Source organism: Duganella aceris (assembly GCF_011090165.1).
GTDB lineage: Bacteria > Pseudomonadota > Gammaproteobacteria > Burkholderiales > Burkholderiaceae_D > Rugamonas > Rugamonas aceris.
The window spans coordinates 96,364-110,912 of the sequence record NZ_JAADJT010000012.1 but is presented as its reverse complement, the minus strand read 5'-3'; the positions used below and the strand labels follow the sequence as shown (position 1 = coordinate 110,912).

Below are 14,549 nucleotides of genomic sequence, written 5' to 3'. Positions count from 1 at the left end.
AATCGCGCGTTATACGCCGAGGATGCCGCGGTTGATCGCGATCATCACCGCGTGGGTGCGGTCGTTGGCCGAGAGCTTCGACAGGATGCTTTTCATGTGGCCCTTGATCGTATCCTCGGTCACGCCGAGCAGCAAGGCCGCGCGCCGGTTCGAGTTGCCGTTGGCGATCAGTCCCAGCACCTCGATCTCGCGCGCGCTGAGCGCGTCGCCCGGATGGTGGTGCGCCGCCAGTTGCAGCGCCACTTCCACCGCCATGTGGCGGCCGCCGCCGTGCACCGTGGCCAGGCAGTTGAACAATTCCGCGCGCGCGGTATTTTTCAGCAGGTAGGACACCGCGCCCAGCCGCAGCGCGCGCGCCACGTGCGCATCGCCGCCGTAGGTGGTCAGGGCGACGATGCGCGCCTGCCGATGAAACTCCAGGATGGCGGTGATGGCCTCGGTGCCGCTCATCACCGGCATCTGCAGGTCCATCAAGACGACGTCGGGCCGGTGCTGCTTGTAGAGCTCGACCGCCTCGCGGCCGTTCGCCGCCTCGGCGACCAGCGCCAGCCCCGGGTTGCAGGCGAATACGGCGGCCAGTCCCTCCCGCATCAACGGGTGGTCGTCGGCGATCAGCACGCGTATGGGCGACGCCAGGCATTCGGCCATCTCAGCTCCTCAATCGTTTGGTCCTAGGCGCGCTACTCTTTCGAGTATAGGCGTTCGCGCGGTGAAGAATTAGCCTTTGTACATGGAATCTCCGAATATATCCGCAACCAATCTCCCTCCGCAAGAGGCGCCGCTGGCGTTCGGCCCGTTTCAACTGTATGCGGCGCGCAAGCTGTTGTTAAACCAGGGTGAGCCGGTGCGCCTGGGCGGCCGCGCCATCGATCTGCTGCTGGCACTGGTCCGCCGGCCGGGACAACTGCTGAGCCAGCGCGAACTGGTGGCGCAGGTCTGGCCCAACACCATCGTCGAGGACAGCAGCCTGCGGGTGCATGTCGCCGCGCTGCGGCGCGCCCTGCGCGATGGCGCCGAAGGGCGCTGCTACATCAACAATGTGCCGGGACGCGGCTACAGTTTCGCGGCCTGCGTCGAGACGCGCGACCGGCCAGCGCCGCAGCCGGCAGCGGCGGGACGCCGGGTCCGGCTCAGCAGCGTCTTCGGCCAAGCGCACGATCTGGAATGCATCGCCGAGCGCCTGCGCGCGCAGCGCCTGGTCAGCATCGTCGGCCCCGGCGGCGTGGGCAAGACCACGCTCGCGGCGGCGGCGGCGACGCAGGCGCATGAGCATTTTGCGGGCGGCGTTTTCCATCTCGACCTCGGCGCCATCGCGCACGGCCAGCCGCTGGCGCAGGAGATCGCGCGCGTGATGCCGGACGGCGGCGTGACGCGCCCGGCCCTGCTCGTGCTCGACAATTGCGAACATTTGATCGCGCCCGCCGCCGCCGCCGCCGAGCGGCTGCTGTCCGCCATGCCCGGCCTGAGCATCCTGGCGACCAGCCGCGAGCCGTTGCTGGTCGACGGCGAATACGTGCGCCGCATCGCGCCGCTGGCGACGCCTCCCGCGCATGGCGCCGCGCCGTCGAATCCCAATGCGTTTCCGGCGCTGCAGCTGTTCCTCGACCGCGCCGGCAAAGCCGGCGACGCCTTCGAGCTTGACGGCCCCAACCTGCAACTGGCCGCCGACATCTGCCGCCGTCTGGACGGGCTGCCGCTGGCGTTGGAGATCGCGGCGGCCAGCGTCCCCGCGCTGGGCCTGAAAGGATTGTCGGACCAGCTCGGCCGCCAGCAGCTGTCGCTGGTCGCGGCGCGGCGCCACGGGCCCGCCAACCAGGCGACGCTGTTCGCCTGCCACGACTGGAGCTACGCGCTGCTGCCGGCCGACGAGCAACTGCTGTTCCGGCGTCTGGCCGCGTTCGCGCCCGGCTTTTCGCTGGACGCCGCGTGCGCGATCGCCAACGACATCGGCATGACCGCCGCGCAATTGACCCGAGCGTTGATGGCCCTGGTGTCGAAGTCGATGCTGATGGCGGACTTCCATGCCGCCGGCACCGTCTACCGGCTGTTGAACACGGCGCGCGCCTACGCGGTCGAACATCTTCACCACCACACAGCAAGACCATTATCTTTAGGAGAAACCCATGTCTTCCATGTATAACGCTTTCCGCCGCTTCGGCCTGCCCTGGGCCGCCGCCTCCCTGCTGACGCTGGCCGGCGCCGCGCAGGCCGCCGCGCCGATCGATGTCAAAGTCGACGGCTTCACCGACAAATACGCCCAGGTCAACGGCGTGCGGCTGCACTACAAGGTCGGCGGCAAAGGCACGCCGGTGGTGCTGCTGCACGGCTACGGCCAGACCGGCCACATGTGGATTCCGGCGATGCGCGAACTGGTCAAGAACCATACCGTGATCGTGCCGGACCTGCGCGGCGCCGGCGGTTCCGAGAAGGCCGCCAGCGGCTACGACAAGAAGACGCTGGCGGTCGATATCCACGAGCTGGTCAAGACCATCAGCAGCGAGCCGGCCGCCGTGGTCGGTCACGACATCGGCATGATGGTGGCCTACGGCTACGCCGCGCAGTTCCCGGCCGACACCAGCAAGCTGGTGGTGATGGACGCCTTCGTGCCCGGCGTCGGCGACTGGCGCAACGCCTTCCCGCGCGCCGCCGTGTGGCACTTCTACTTCTACGGCGAGACCCCGCTGGCATTGGTGAAGGGACGCGAGCGCATCTACTTCGAACACTTCTGGAATGACTTCTCCGCCGACCAGGGCAAGTCGATCAAGGAGGCCGACCGCAAGCTGTACACCGCGGCCTATGCGCAACCGGGCGGCATGCGCGCCGGCTTCGCCTACTTCAGCGATTTCGAGCGCGACGCCGCCGACTTCGGCCCGATGAGCCAGACCAAGCTGACCATGCCGGTGCTCAGCATCGCCGGCGAAAAATCCGCCGGCGCCTTCCTCGGCACCCAGGCGCAGATGTACGCCAGCAATGTGCAGAGCGTCATCATCAAGGGCTCGGGCCATTGGCTGATCGACGAAGCGCCGGAACAGGTGGTGCCAGCGCTGGTTGCCTTCATCAACTAGTCACAGCGCTGGATAAAGTCTGGCTTATACCTTTGTATAGCTATACGCGGCGGGCAAGGTTGACGAGAATGACTCATCACATCAACCGGGAGCCCGCTCATGAACACCGCCTCTGTCGTCATCGCCGACATTCATCCGCTGATCCGGGCCGGCATGGCCGCCCTGATCGAGGCCGACGACGGCTTCACCCTGCTCGGCCAGGCCAGCGACAGCGCGCAAACGCTGGAGCTGTGCCGCCGCCTGCGACCCGACCTGGTGCTGATGGACCTGAACCTGCCCGGCTGCGACGGCATCGAGGCGATCAACCGCATCCGCGCCCAGCAGCCGTCGGCCAAGGTGGTCATCCTCAGCGGCCACGACGGCGAGGACGAGGTCGACCGCAGCATGCGCGCCGGCGCCGACGCCTACATGCTCAAGAGCGCACCGCTCGATACGCTGATGGCCGGCCTGCATACTGTGATGTCGGGGAAGAAGTACATGATGCCGGAGCTGGCGGTCAAGCTCGCCACCCGCATCCAGGGCAACCAGCTGACGCCGCGCGAGCGCGACATCCTCGGCCACCTGGCCACCGGCATGAGCAACAAGGTGATCGCGCGCGCCGCCGGCATCGGCGTCGGCACGGTCAAGTTCCACGTCAAGAGCATCATGTCCAAGCTTAACGTCTGCACCCGCACCGAGGCGGCGATGGTGGCGGCGCGGCGCGGCCTGGTTCAAATGGCTTGAACAATCCGATCGATTATTTGATGACGGCCTTGGCCGCCTCGTCGGCGGACAGGTACTTGGCCAGGATGCGTTTCAAGCTGCCGTCGGCCTTCATGCCCTGCACCACCTCGGCCCAGCCCCTGACTTGCGCCGGCGTGAAGTTCTTGCGCGACATCGCCAGGCAGCGCGTCGGCGGCGGATCGTTGGGGAACCAGTCGACCAGGCGCACCTGGTCGCGCATGCCGAGATCGGCCAGTTCCTTTTCGTACTGCGCGGGCGCCGCGAACATCGCCGCGAAACGCTTCGACTTCAGCATGCGGAACAAGGTCGGCAAGGTGGCGCCCAGCTCCAGCCGGCGCTCGCTTTCCATCTTCGCGAACCACTCGTCGCGGCCGCCGCCGTAGGTGACGCCGCGCACCACGCCGAAGCGCAGGCCGGTATCGCCGCTGAACGCCGCCAGGTTCACCTTGTCGAGCGGCACATCGCGATGCATCACGGTCACGAAGCGTTGCTGCATGTACGGCACGAACACCGCGTACTGCTCGCGCTTCGGATTGTTCAGCGCCGCCATCACGATATCGGTCTCGCCCGACTCCAGCCACACATAGGCGCGCGCCCTCGGCGGCGCGCTGGTCTCGATGGCGCAGCCGGTGCGGCGCTGCAACTCGTCGGCCACCTCGCGGTCGATGCCCTTGCCGTCGAAGTAAAACAAGCCCGCCTCATAGAACGAAATCCGCACCGGCTGCGGCGGACACAAGCCCGCCGCGCGCGCCTGCGGCGCCGCCAGCGCCAGCAGCAATATGGACCACGCTATCCGCATCGCACACCTCCCTATCTTTAGACCCGTGCAAGGGGCAAATGCTTGCTCTACCATCCATGCACCACCGACGGCCACCAAGGATATACCATGAATTTACTTAAAAAACTACTACTGGTAGGTGTACTGGCGGCATCATCCGCGCATGCCGCCGCACCGTTCGCGCGTAGCCAGGCGCCCGGCTATTACCGCATGATGCTGGGCGACTTCGAGATCTCCGCGCTGTCGGACGGCACCCACGCCTTCCCCATCGATACCGTGATGACCAACGTCACGCCGGCGCAGATCGGCAAGGACCTGGCCGAAGCCGACCTGCAAGCGCCGGTGCAAGGCTCGATCAACGCCTTCCTGGTCAACACCGGCGCCAAGCTGATCCTGATCGACACCGGCGCCGGCGCGCTGTACGGCGATTGCTGCGGCAAGCTGGTGGCCAATCTGCGCGCCGCCGGCTACCAGCCGGAACAGGTGGACGAGATCCTCATCACCCATCTGCACAAGGACCACGCCGGCGGCGTCGGCGCTTTCCCCAACGCGGTGCTGCGGCTGTCGCAGGCCGAGGCCGACTACTGGCTGACGCCCGCCAACAAAGCCAAGGCGCCCGATTTCCTGGCCAGCTTCTTCGACGCCGCCCAGGCCGCCGTCGCGCCCTACCAGGCCGCCGGCCGCTTCCAGCCCTACAAGGTCTATGGCGCGCTGGAGCCGGGCATCGAGGCCACGCGCGCGCCCGGCCACACGCCCGGCCACGCCAACTACCTGGTGCAAAGCCGTGGCCAGAAGTTGCTGGTGTGGGGCGACATCGTCCACGTCGCCGCGATCCAGCTGCCGCACCCGGCCGCCACCGTCAAGTACGACAGCAGCGAAGCCGACGCCCAGGCCAGCCGCGCCGCGCTGCTGAAGCTGGCGGCGGACCAGCAGCTGACCATCGCCGCCGCGCATATCGCCTTCCCCGGCCTCGGCCACATCCGCCGCGCGCGCGGGCAATACGAATGGCTGCCGCTTAACTACGATGGGGCACCCGCGCCTAAGCCCTAAGTCAAGACTAGCCTTTTGGCCGGGGTATTCCTGGCGTGCGCTGCTTACACTGGACGTTCCCACATCAAGGAGCATTTCATGGCAAACAACAACCTCACGGTCGACAGCGTCACCACCGAAGACGGCACGCGCATCCATTTCAAGGATTGGGGCAGCGGCCCGGCCGTGGTCTTCAGCCACGGCTGGCCTTTGCAGGGCGATGCCTGGGAAGACCAGATGATTTTCCTGGCCAGCAACGGCTACCGCGTGATCGCCCACGACCGGCGCGGTCACGGCCTGTCGAGCCAGCCCTGGGGCGGCAACGACATGGACACCTACGCCGACGACCTGGCCACGCTGCTGAACGCGCTTGACATCAAGGACGCCACGCTGGTCGGCCATTCGACCGGCGGCGGCGAAGTGGCGCGCTACATCGGCCGCCACGGTACGCAGCGCGTCGCCAAGGCGGTGCTGGTCGGCGCCGTGCCGCCGCAGATGGTGGTTTCGGCCAGCAATCCGAACGGCCTGCCGATGTCGGTGTTCGACGGCATCCGCAGCGCGGTGCTGGCCGACCGCTCGCAATTCTTCAAGGACTTGACCTTGCCCTTCTACGGCTACAACCGCGAGGGCGCCAAGATCTCCGAAGGCGTGCGCGATACCTTCTGGGCGCAAGGCATGCAGTGCGGCATCAAGAACGCCTATGACTGCATCAAGCAATTCTCGGAAGTGGACTTCACCGAAGACCTGAAGAAAATCGATGTGCCGACGCTGTTCGTGCACGGCTCGGACGACCAGATCGTGCCGATCGACGCCGCCGCCAAGGCCGCCGTCAAGCTGGTGCCGAACGCCACGCTGAAGATCTATGAAGGCGCGCCGCACGGCCTGCCGACCACGCACAAGGACAAGCTCAACGCCGACCTGCTGGAATTCCTGAAGTCCTGACCCGCACTACGTGAGAGGGGTCGGACCCAAAGGGGTCCGACCCCGCGGCGGATCGCCGTGCGGGGTACTAACCCTATTTGGTTAGCCGCCTCCTACACTTCCCTGTCTACCGCCAAACCGGCACATGGTCCACCATACGGGCATGCTGAGCATAACCCCGTTAGGAACCACCACCATGGACGCCATCACCATCCTGATCGCCGACGATCACCCACTGATCGTGGCGGGACTGCACTCCCTCATCGACGCCACCCCGGACTTCGCGCTGGCCGGCCACGCCGCCACCGGCCCGGAGGCGATCGAACTGTACCAACGCCTGCGTCCCAGCGTCGTCATCATCGACCTGGGCGGCATCGACGCCATCGAACGCATGCGACGCTTCGATCCCGACGCCGCCATCGTCATCCTCACCAACCACACCAGCGAAGAAGACATCTGCCGTGGCCTGCAAGCCGGCGCCAAAGGCTATCTGCCGAAGGACTGCCGCTTCGAGCAGCTGACCGCCTGCATCCGCGCGGTGGCGCAAGGCAGGCAGTACCTGCCGCCCGAAGTGGCGCGCAAGTTCGCCGAACGCCAGCAGGCCGCCCGCCTGTCCAAGCGCGAGATGGAAATCCTGGTCCACCTCGCCACCGGCAAGAGCAACAAGCTGATCGCGCGCAGCGCCGACATCGAAGTCGGCACCGTCAAATTCCACGTCAATAACATCCTGTCCAAGCTCAACGTGGCAAGCCGCACCGAAGCCGCCACGGTGGCGGCCCGGCGCGGCTTGCTCGGCGCGTTTTAAGCGGCAGGCTTGGCCGAGGTCTTGGCGGGCACCGGCGCCAGCGTGTTGTGGCTGCTGGTGGTGCGCGGCGGCGCCTTGTGCACCATGGTATAGGCGTAATCCACGCCCATGCCGTAGGCGCCCGAATGCTCGCGCACCACGTTCATGACCGCGTCGTAGCTGTCGCGGCGCGCCCAGTCGCGCTGCCATTCCAGCAGCACTTGCTGCCAGGTCACCGGGATCACGCCGGCCTGGATCATGCGCTGCATCGCGTAGTCGTGGGCTTCCTTCGAGGTGCCGCCGGAGGCGTCGGCCACCATGTAGATTTCGTAGTCGCCTTCCAGCATCGCGCACAAGGCGAAGGTGGTGTTGCACACTTCGGTCCACAGGCCGGAGACGATGACTTTTTTCTTGCCGTTGGCGGCCAGCGCGTCGCGCACCTTCTGGTCGTCCCACGAATTCATCGAGGTGCGTTCCAGGATGTCCTTGCCCGGGAACACGTCCAGCAGTTCCGGATAGGTGTGGCCCGAGAACGACTGGGTCTCGACGGTGGTGATGATGGTCGGGATGTTGAACACCTTGGCGGCCTTGGCCAGACCGACGGTGTTGTTCTTCAGCACCTGGCGGTCCATCGACTGCACGCCGAAGGCCATTTGCGGCTGCTGGTCGATGAAGATCAGCTGGCAGTTATCGGGGGTCAGGACTTCTAATTTGGTATTGATCATGATGATGTCCAATGTGGGTAAGGGAACCCCCATCTTAGAGATGCGCGGCGGCCAGCACCACTATCTAAATGTAGGCTTCGCGCTAACCCTATCTCTGCTAAGCTGCGCTTATCCCGAGACCAATATGGAACCAGCATGACCACTCAAGACGACACCGCGCAACGCGCGCAACTGACCTCGCTGACGCGCGCGCTGCGCGACCTGCACAAGCAACTGATCCACGTCGAAACACAATATTTCGGCGGCCCGGTCGGCAGCCCGCTGGAGCATCTGCAACTGGTGACCAACCACCCGCATTTCGCCTGGCTGCAAAAGCTGTCCGGCCTGATGGTGCAGATCGACGAACGCCTCGACGAACCGGAACCGATCCAGGCCGCCGAGGCGCTGGCCTTCCGCCGCGCCATCGAGACGCTGATCGGCCCGTCCGAGGAAGCCGACGAAGCCTTCCGCGCCAAGTACAACGCGCTGCTGCACGATGCGCCGGAAATCGTCATGGCGCACGGCGCGGTGCGCAAGCAGCTGTCCGAGATCGGCGCGAAGTAAGCGGCAAAGCGTCGGCCGCCGGCGTCGCCGGCGCCTAACGCGGCCGACGCGGCCGACGCGGCCGGCGCAGCCAGCGCGGCATGTAGCGCTTCCAGCGCGCTTGCCCTGCATAGGCGCAGGCCGCCGGCACGCTCAGCAACACGCGCGCGCCGCCCCGCTCGCCGTTGCCGATATCCACCCGCCCGCCGATGCGGCCGGCGCGCTCGGCCAGCCCGCGCAAACCCCAGCGTCCGCCGCCGGTGCCGCCGTTGAGCAGCTCCGGCGCGATGCCCTTGCCGTCATCGGTCACCAGCAAGCTGAACTGCTCGACGCCATAATCCAGCTCGACCTGGATCGACGCCGCCTCGGCATGCCGAAACGCGTTCATCAACGCCTCCCGCCCGATGCTGTAGATCTCGCAGCCGGCCTGCTCGTCCAGCGCGCATGGCGTGCCGGCGATGCGCAGACTGAACACGCTGCCCAGGCTTTCCTGCAACACCTCGCCGACCAGCGCCAGCGAATTGGCCAGGTCGCCGTCGCGCATGGTGCCGGAGCGCAAATCCTGCACCTCGTTGCGTCCCTCCTCCATCACCTTGTCCGCCATCAGCAGCACCCGCTCCAGCTTTTGCCGTTCCGCCGAATCCTTGGGCAAGGCGCCCATCGCCGACTGGAAACTCAGCACCAGTCCGTGCACGCTCTGCAGGAAACTGTCGTGCAGCGCGCGGGCGATGCGCTCGCGCTCCGCCATGCGGGTGTTGATGCGCAAGGTCGCCTGCCGCAGCCACAGCAGGTACAGCAGATACAGCACGCCCGCCGCCGCGACCGCGCACAGCGCGTAGAACAGCGGCGTCTGGGTGAAGGTCGGCAGGATGCGCAGCGCCACCACCGCCTCGGGCGTGCTCCACTGTCCCAGGTCATTGACGGCGGCGACGCGGAAGCGGTACGCGCCCGGTCCCAGATTGGTGTACGACACCGCGCGGCGCGTGCCGGCCTCTTGCCAGCCGTCGTCGACGCCTTCCAGCTGATAACGGAATTGCAGCGACTCCGGCATCGCGTAGCTGAGCGCGGTGTATTCGATGCGGAACGAGGTCGTGCCCGGCGCCAGCTGCGGCGGCGTGCCGAAGTCCAGATAGCGCTTGCCCTGCGACACCAGCGTCTCGACCTTGGCCTGCGGCGGATGCGCCGCCGACCGCCGCTTGTTGCTGTCGAATTGGACGATGCCGCTGACGCCGGCGAACCACACGTGGCCGTCGATGTCCGCCATGGCGCTCGGCAAGCGGATCGCCGTCGATGCAAAGCCGGGGTAGCCGTCCAGCACGCCGTACAACACATATTTCAGCGGTGCTTGCGGCGCGGCCAGCGCGGCCTTCCAGTCGGCGGCGGTGACGTAGACCACACCCTTGGCGCCGTTGAACCAGCGGTCGCCGTTGGCCGCCAGCACCATGCCCGAGATCGACGACAACACTTCCGGATCGGCCGCGTGCAGGCGCCGGAAGCGGCCGTCCAGCAACACCGCCAATCCGGCGTTGCCGCCGGCCAGCACCTGCTCGCCGCCCTGCAGGAAGGACACCGCGCCGACTTCGTCGCCATCCTGCGGCGCATATTTGGTGACGCGGCCGTTATCGAACAGCAGCACCGCGCCGTCGGTATAGCCGAACCACATCGCGCCCGCGCGGCCGGGCGCCGCGAACACCAGCCCGGCCGGAATCTCGAGTTCGGCCTGCGGCGTCCACTTGCCCTCGTGCCAGCGGAAGCTGCCGCGCCGGGCGATGGTCACCCACAGCGCGCGGCCGTCGTCCATGACGCGCGTCACCCGCACCTCGCCGCGCTTGCCGTCCGGCTCGGCCGGATAATCGATGAACTCGACCTTGCCCGCGTGGCGCCGTTCGATCCGCTCATTGCCCGCCACCAGCAGCGCGCCATCGGCGCCGTTGCCGATCACGCCGAACAGGCCGGGCCGATAGCGCTGCAGCACCGACACCGCGCCGTCGCGCAACTGCCACAACTCGCCGGTCGGCCGCGCCATCGCCAGCACGTGGCCGGATTCATCGCGCGCGAAGCTGAACACGCGCTCGCCGCCGCTCAGCTTGACGGCGCCAAGCCGGTTGTCGCGGAAGCGCTCGACGCCCGCCTGCGTGCCGACCCAGATATTGCCGTCGCGGTCCTCGAACAGAATATTGCCGGTCAGGTTGCTGACCTGCCACGGCTGGTCCAGCCTGCTGCTGGGCGAGGCGTTCGGCGTCATCGTCGCGCTGGGCAGCGCGCCCAGGCCATCGCTGCGGCACACGCCGACCGGACAGGCCAGCGTCCAGTAATTGCCGTCGCGGTCGAACAAACCATTTTCCTGGCCGCGCGCCTGCGCCAGCCAGGCCGGACGCGGCTGCACCGGCCCTTGATGCTGCGGCGGCACCGGGATCAGCCGTTCATGCGTATCCAGCCACAGCCGGCCATCCGGCGAGGCGCCCAGATTGACGGTACGCACGCCGTCGAGCACCGGGCGGAAACGCTGGCCGCCTCGCTCCAGCATCATCAGGCGCTCGCCGGCGGCCAGCCACATCTGCGCGTACTGGTCGACGATCAGGTTGGAAACGCCGCCGGCCGGCAAGCCCATCTCGGCGCCGATCTTGTGCCAGGCGCCGTCCCGCATGCGCAGCAGCCCGCCGGAGGTGGCGGCCCACAGCACGCCGTCGTCGTCGGTCAGCGCGCTCAGCACCGGACCCACCACGCCTTTGCCTACATTGGCCGGCAACTGGCTGATATGGCCGTCGTGCACCAGACTCAGCCCGCCGTAGATATAGCCGATCAGCAAATCGCCGTTGCGCAGCGCCGTCAACGAGGTGATCGGGCGCTTCGGCGCCAGTTCGCCGGACAAGGCTTCGAAGCGGCGGAAGCGCACGCCGTCGAACCGGTACAGCCCGTTGCTGCCGCCGATCCACAACCAGCCGTCGGCGGTCTGCGCCATGCACGCCACCTCGCCCGGCGCGCCATCCTTGCCGGTCCAGATGTCGTGGTGATACTCGGCCAACGGCACTTTGCCCTCCAGCGCCAGCGCGGACGGCGCGCTGAAGGCCAGCGCCAGCAGTAACAAAATAAAGTTCATCGGCATTTCCCGTGGCGAGCGTTGTCCAAGACATAACCCGCCATGATAGGGGAATTGCCCATCACTGAACAGTGCAGCCGAACTTATCAAATGACCCTGTCGGAACTAATTGGCCGCCGGCAACGATGCCACCCATACTCGGGCCATCTCAAACCGCTGCCCAAGGATGGATATGAAAGCCCTGTCGTTTTCTCAGAAATTATGGATACCCTCGGTGCTGGCCCTGCTCTGCATGGCCGGCCTGTCCGGCTACGACGCCTGGCAGCAGCGCGACCTGCGCGTGGCCGAGCGCCGCGCCGACCTGAGCAATATCGTCGACGCCGCCCTGAGCATTGTCCAGGACTACAACGACCTGGCTGGCAAGGGGCAGCTGACGCAGGAACAAGCCCGCGCCCAAGCCTTGCAGCGGCTGAAGAACTTCCGGTATGGCAAGGACGGCTACCTGACCGTGACCGATTCGCGCGCGGTGGTGGTGATGCATCCCTTCCTGCAAGAGATGACCGGCAAGAGCATGGCCGACTACAAGGACGGCAACGGCGTCCACGTGTTCCAGCAGGTGGCCGACATCGGCAGCCGGGGCGGCGAAGGCTACGTCAGCTATTCCTACCCGCGTCCCGGCAGCAGCGCCGAGGAGCCCAAGCTGATGCGGGTGCGCCACTTCGGCCCATGGGACTGGAACGTCAGCACCGGGGTCTACGTCGACGACATCGAGCACGCCTTCCACCGCTCGCTGCTGCATGCGCTCGGCCTGCTGGCGGCGGTGTGCGCCGCGCTGGCGACGCTGGTGGTGGTCATCAATCGCGGCCTGTTGAAGGAACTCGGCGGCGAACCGGCCTACGCCGCCGCGATCGCCAACCGCATCGCCGCCGGCGACCTGGGCGTGGCGGTGCTGACCCGCGCCGGCGACAAGGACAGCATGCTGTACGCCATGCAGCGCATGCAGACCATGCTGGCCGACACGGTCGGCGTCATCCGCAGCGGATCCGACACCATCGCCAGCGCCACCGGCGAAATCGCCAGCGGCAACCTGGACCTGTCGGCCCGCACCGAGGAACAGGCCAGCTCGCTGGAACAGACCGCCGCCTCGATGGAACAGCTGACCGCGACCGTGCGCCAGACCAGCGACAACGCCGGCCAGGCCAACGACTACGCGGCCGCCGCCGCCGAGGTCGCCCGCAAGGGCGGCGAGGTGGTGGGCCGGGTGATCGACACCATGGACGCGATCGACGCCTCGGCGGCGCGCATCGCCGACATCATCGGCGTCATCGACGGCATCGCTTTCCAGACCAACATCCTGGCCTTGAACGCGGCGGTCGAGGCGGCCCGCGCCGGCGACCAGGGGCGCGGCTTCGCGGTGGTCGCGACCGAGGTGCGCAACCTGGCGCACCGCTCGGCGGCGGCGGCCAAACAGGTCAAGGACTTGATCGGCGCGTCCAGCGTCCAGGTCCGCACCGGCTCGGCGCTGGTGCGCGACGCCGGCGCCACCATGGACGAGATCGTCGCCAGCATCGCCAGCGTGCGCCGCAAGATGCAGGAAATCGCCGACGCCAGCGCCGAGCAAAGCATCGGCATCGAACAGGTCAACCAGGCGGTCGGGCAGATGGACCAGGTGACGCAGCAAAACGCCGCGCTGGTCGAGGAAGCGGCCGCGGCGGCGGCCTCGTTGCAGGAGCAGGCGGCGCAGCTGACGGCGGCGGTGGCGGTGTTCCGCCTCGACGCCGGCGGGGAAACGCCCTCGCGCCCGCCGCGCCGCCCTGCCGCGCCACACCCTCGCCCTACCTTTCGGCTGGGTGCGGCGACCACGCATTGATTTTTATTAGCGCATGTGCAACTATCCGCTCGATGAAGCCGCCACTCCGGCGGCCCGCCCCGACGAGGATGCGATGCGAGGTATCGAGTTACGCCAGCTGCGCTATTTCTCCATCCTGGCGCAGGAACTGCATTTCCGCAAAGCCGCCGACCTGGCCTTCATCACGCAGCCGGCGCTGAGCCAGCAAATCAGCAAGCTGGAGGAGACGGTCGGCGTCGCGCTGTTCCTGCGCGACGGCCGCAAGGTCGAGCTGACCGCCGCCGGCGTCATGCTGCAACAGGAACTCGACAAGATGTTCGATCAATTGCAACGGGCGCTGCGGCTGACGCGCGAGGCGGCCAGCGAGCGCGAATTCCGGCTCTCGATCGGCATGGTCGAATACACCAACCTGCCGTTCATCCCGCCGGCGCTGATGCGGATGCAGGCGGCCTACCCCGGCCTCAAGGTGCAGCGCCACGAAATGCACGCCGGCCTGCAGGCCGAAGCGCTGGGCAAGGACGTGATCGACGTCGGCATCGGCGTGCCGGTCGTCATGCCCGCCGGCGGCATCGGCGTCGACGCCCGCCCCATCCTGTCCGGGCCGTGGGTGGCGGTGCTGCGCGACGATCACCGGCTGGCGTCGCGCGAGCAGATCCAGGTCGAAGACCTGATGGGCGAACGGCTGATCTTCTTCGAGCGCCAGGTGGTGCCGCACTTGTACGACACGCTGGTCGGCGCCTGCCGGCGCGCCGGCTTCACGCCGAATTTCGTCTACGAGACGCAGCAGGCGCAAGTCGGGGTGGCGATGGTCGGCGAAGGCGTCGGCGTGATGCTCGGCGCGGCCTATATCTTCACCGCGCCGCCGTCGGGGGTGACCACCCGGCCGATCGCCGGCATGGAGCCGCTGCTGGTGCACATGTTCACCCGCAGCGGCGAGAGCGACGCGCTGGTGCAGGAGTTCATGGAGATGGTGGCCGAGGAGGCGCGCCGCACCCAGGTCGCGCTCGACGCCCGCTACTAGACAAACGCTATCAATCGAATAGATACAATATATTTTACCAATCGAGCGCCATCCCGTACTCTGGCAACAGTCCTTCAGCTTTCAGAGAGTAT

General features: G+C 67.1%; 13 protein-coding genes. 9 read left to right on the top strand and 4 right to left on the bottom strand.

All coding sequences use genetic code 11. The features are described 5' to 3' along the window. Nucleotides 1-9 precede the first annotated feature (9 nt). Nucleotides 10-648 (bottom strand): response regulator transcription factor, encoded by a 639-nt coding sequence (locus GW587_RS24130; RefSeq protein ID WP_166107402.1) that lies wholly within the window; start codon nt 646-648, stop codon nt 10-12. Nucleotides 649-730: 82 nt separating this feature from the next. Here GW587_RS24130 and GW587_RS24125 point away from each other — a divergent pair, with 82 nt between their 5' ends. From GW587_RS24125 to GW587_RS24115, 3 genes are all read left to right on the top strand, one after another. Further along, nucleotides 731-2,140, top strand: a complete 1,410-nt coding sequence (locus GW587_RS24125; RefSeq protein WP_166107400.1) for an ATP-binding protein — start codon at nt 731-733, stop codon at nt 2,138-2,140. Beyond that, on the top strand, nt 2,124-3,065 hold the full coding sequence (locus GW587_RS24120) for an alpha/beta fold hydrolase (protein ID WP_166107398.1): 942 nt from the start codon (nt 2,124-2,126) through the stop codon (nt 3,063-3,065). Before GW587_RS24125 ends, GW587_RS24120 begins: the two co-directional genes overlap by 17 nt. A 99-nt stretch (nt 3,066-3,164) precedes the next feature. Continuing rightward, a complete protein-coding gene (locus GW587_RS24115; protein WP_166107397.1) occupies nt 3,165-3,788 on the top strand; it encodes a response regulator in 624 nt (207 codons plus the stop codon). A gap of 13 nt (nt 3,789-3,801) precedes the next feature. On the opposite strand, the gene GW587_RS24110 is transcribed toward GW587_RS24115, so the two are convergent. Continuing rightward, nucleotides 3,802-4,587, bottom strand: a complete 786-nt coding sequence (locus GW587_RS24110; protein WP_166107395.1) for a substrate-binding periplasmic protein — start codon at nt 4,585-4,587, stop codon at nt 3,802-3,804. A gap of 87 nt (nt 4,588-4,674) precedes the next feature. Here GW587_RS24110 and GW587_RS24105 point away from each other — a divergent pair, with 87 nt between their 5' ends. From GW587_RS24105 to GW587_RS24095, 3 genes are all read left to right on the top strand, one after another. Then, nucleotides 4,675-5,616, top strand: coding sequence for an MBL fold metallo-hydrolase (locus GW587_RS24105; RefSeq protein ID WP_166107393.1), 942 nt, complete (start codon nt 4,675-4,677; stop codon nt 5,614-5,616). Nucleotides 5,617-5,694: 78 nt separating this feature from the next. Continuing rightward, on the top strand, nt 5,695-6,537 hold the full coding sequence (locus tag GW587_RS24100; RefSeq protein ID WP_166107392.1) for an alpha/beta fold hydrolase: 843 nt from the start codon (nt 5,695-5,697) through the stop codon (nt 6,535-6,537). Nucleotides 6,538-6,712: 175 nt separating this feature from the next. Beyond that, nucleotides 6,713-7,321, top strand: a complete 609-nt coding sequence (locus tag GW587_RS24095) for a response regulator (RefSeq protein WP_166107391.1) — start codon at nt 6,713-6,715, stop codon at nt 7,319-7,321. Here the strand turns inward: GW587_RS24095 and GW587_RS24090 are convergent. After that, a complete protein-coding gene (locus GW587_RS24090; protein WP_166107389.1) occupies nt 7,318-8,025 on the bottom strand; it encodes a hydrolase in 708 nt (235 codons plus the stop codon). The two genes, GW587_RS24095 and GW587_RS24090, sit on opposite strands and share 4 nt — an antisense overlap. A gap of 135 nt (nt 8,026-8,160) precedes the next feature. Between GW587_RS24090 and GW587_RS24085 the strand changes: the two genes are divergently transcribed. After that, a complete protein-coding gene (locus GW587_RS24085) occupies nt 8,161-8,568 on the top strand; it encodes a hypothetical protein (RefSeq protein WP_166107387.1) in 408 nt (135 codons plus the stop codon). Nucleotides 8,569-8,602: 34 nt separating this feature from the next. On the opposite strand, the gene GW587_RS24080 is transcribed toward GW587_RS24085, so the two are convergent. Then, nucleotides 8,603-11,647 (bottom strand): sensor histidine kinase, encoded by a 3,045-nt coding sequence (locus tag GW587_RS24080; protein ID WP_166107385.1) that lies wholly within the window; start codon nt 11,645-11,647, stop codon nt 8,603-8,605. A gap of 172 nt (nt 11,648-11,819) precedes the next feature. Here GW587_RS24080 and GW587_RS24075 point away from each other — a divergent pair, with 172 nt between their 5' ends. Next, nucleotides 11,820-13,457: a methyl-accepting chemotaxis protein gene (locus GW587_RS24075; protein ID WP_166107384.1), complete on the top strand. Its 1,638-nt coding sequence runs from the start codon at nt 11,820-11,822 to the stop codon at nt 13,455-13,457. 13 nt (nt 13,458-13,470) lie between these two features. Next, complete coding sequence (locus GW587_RS24070; RefSeq protein ID WP_229259627.1) at nt 13,471-14,457, top strand: LysR family transcriptional regulator; 987 nt, start codon at nt 13,471-13,473, stop codon at nt 14,455-14,457. Nucleotides 14,458-14,549: the final 92 nt, after the last annotated feature.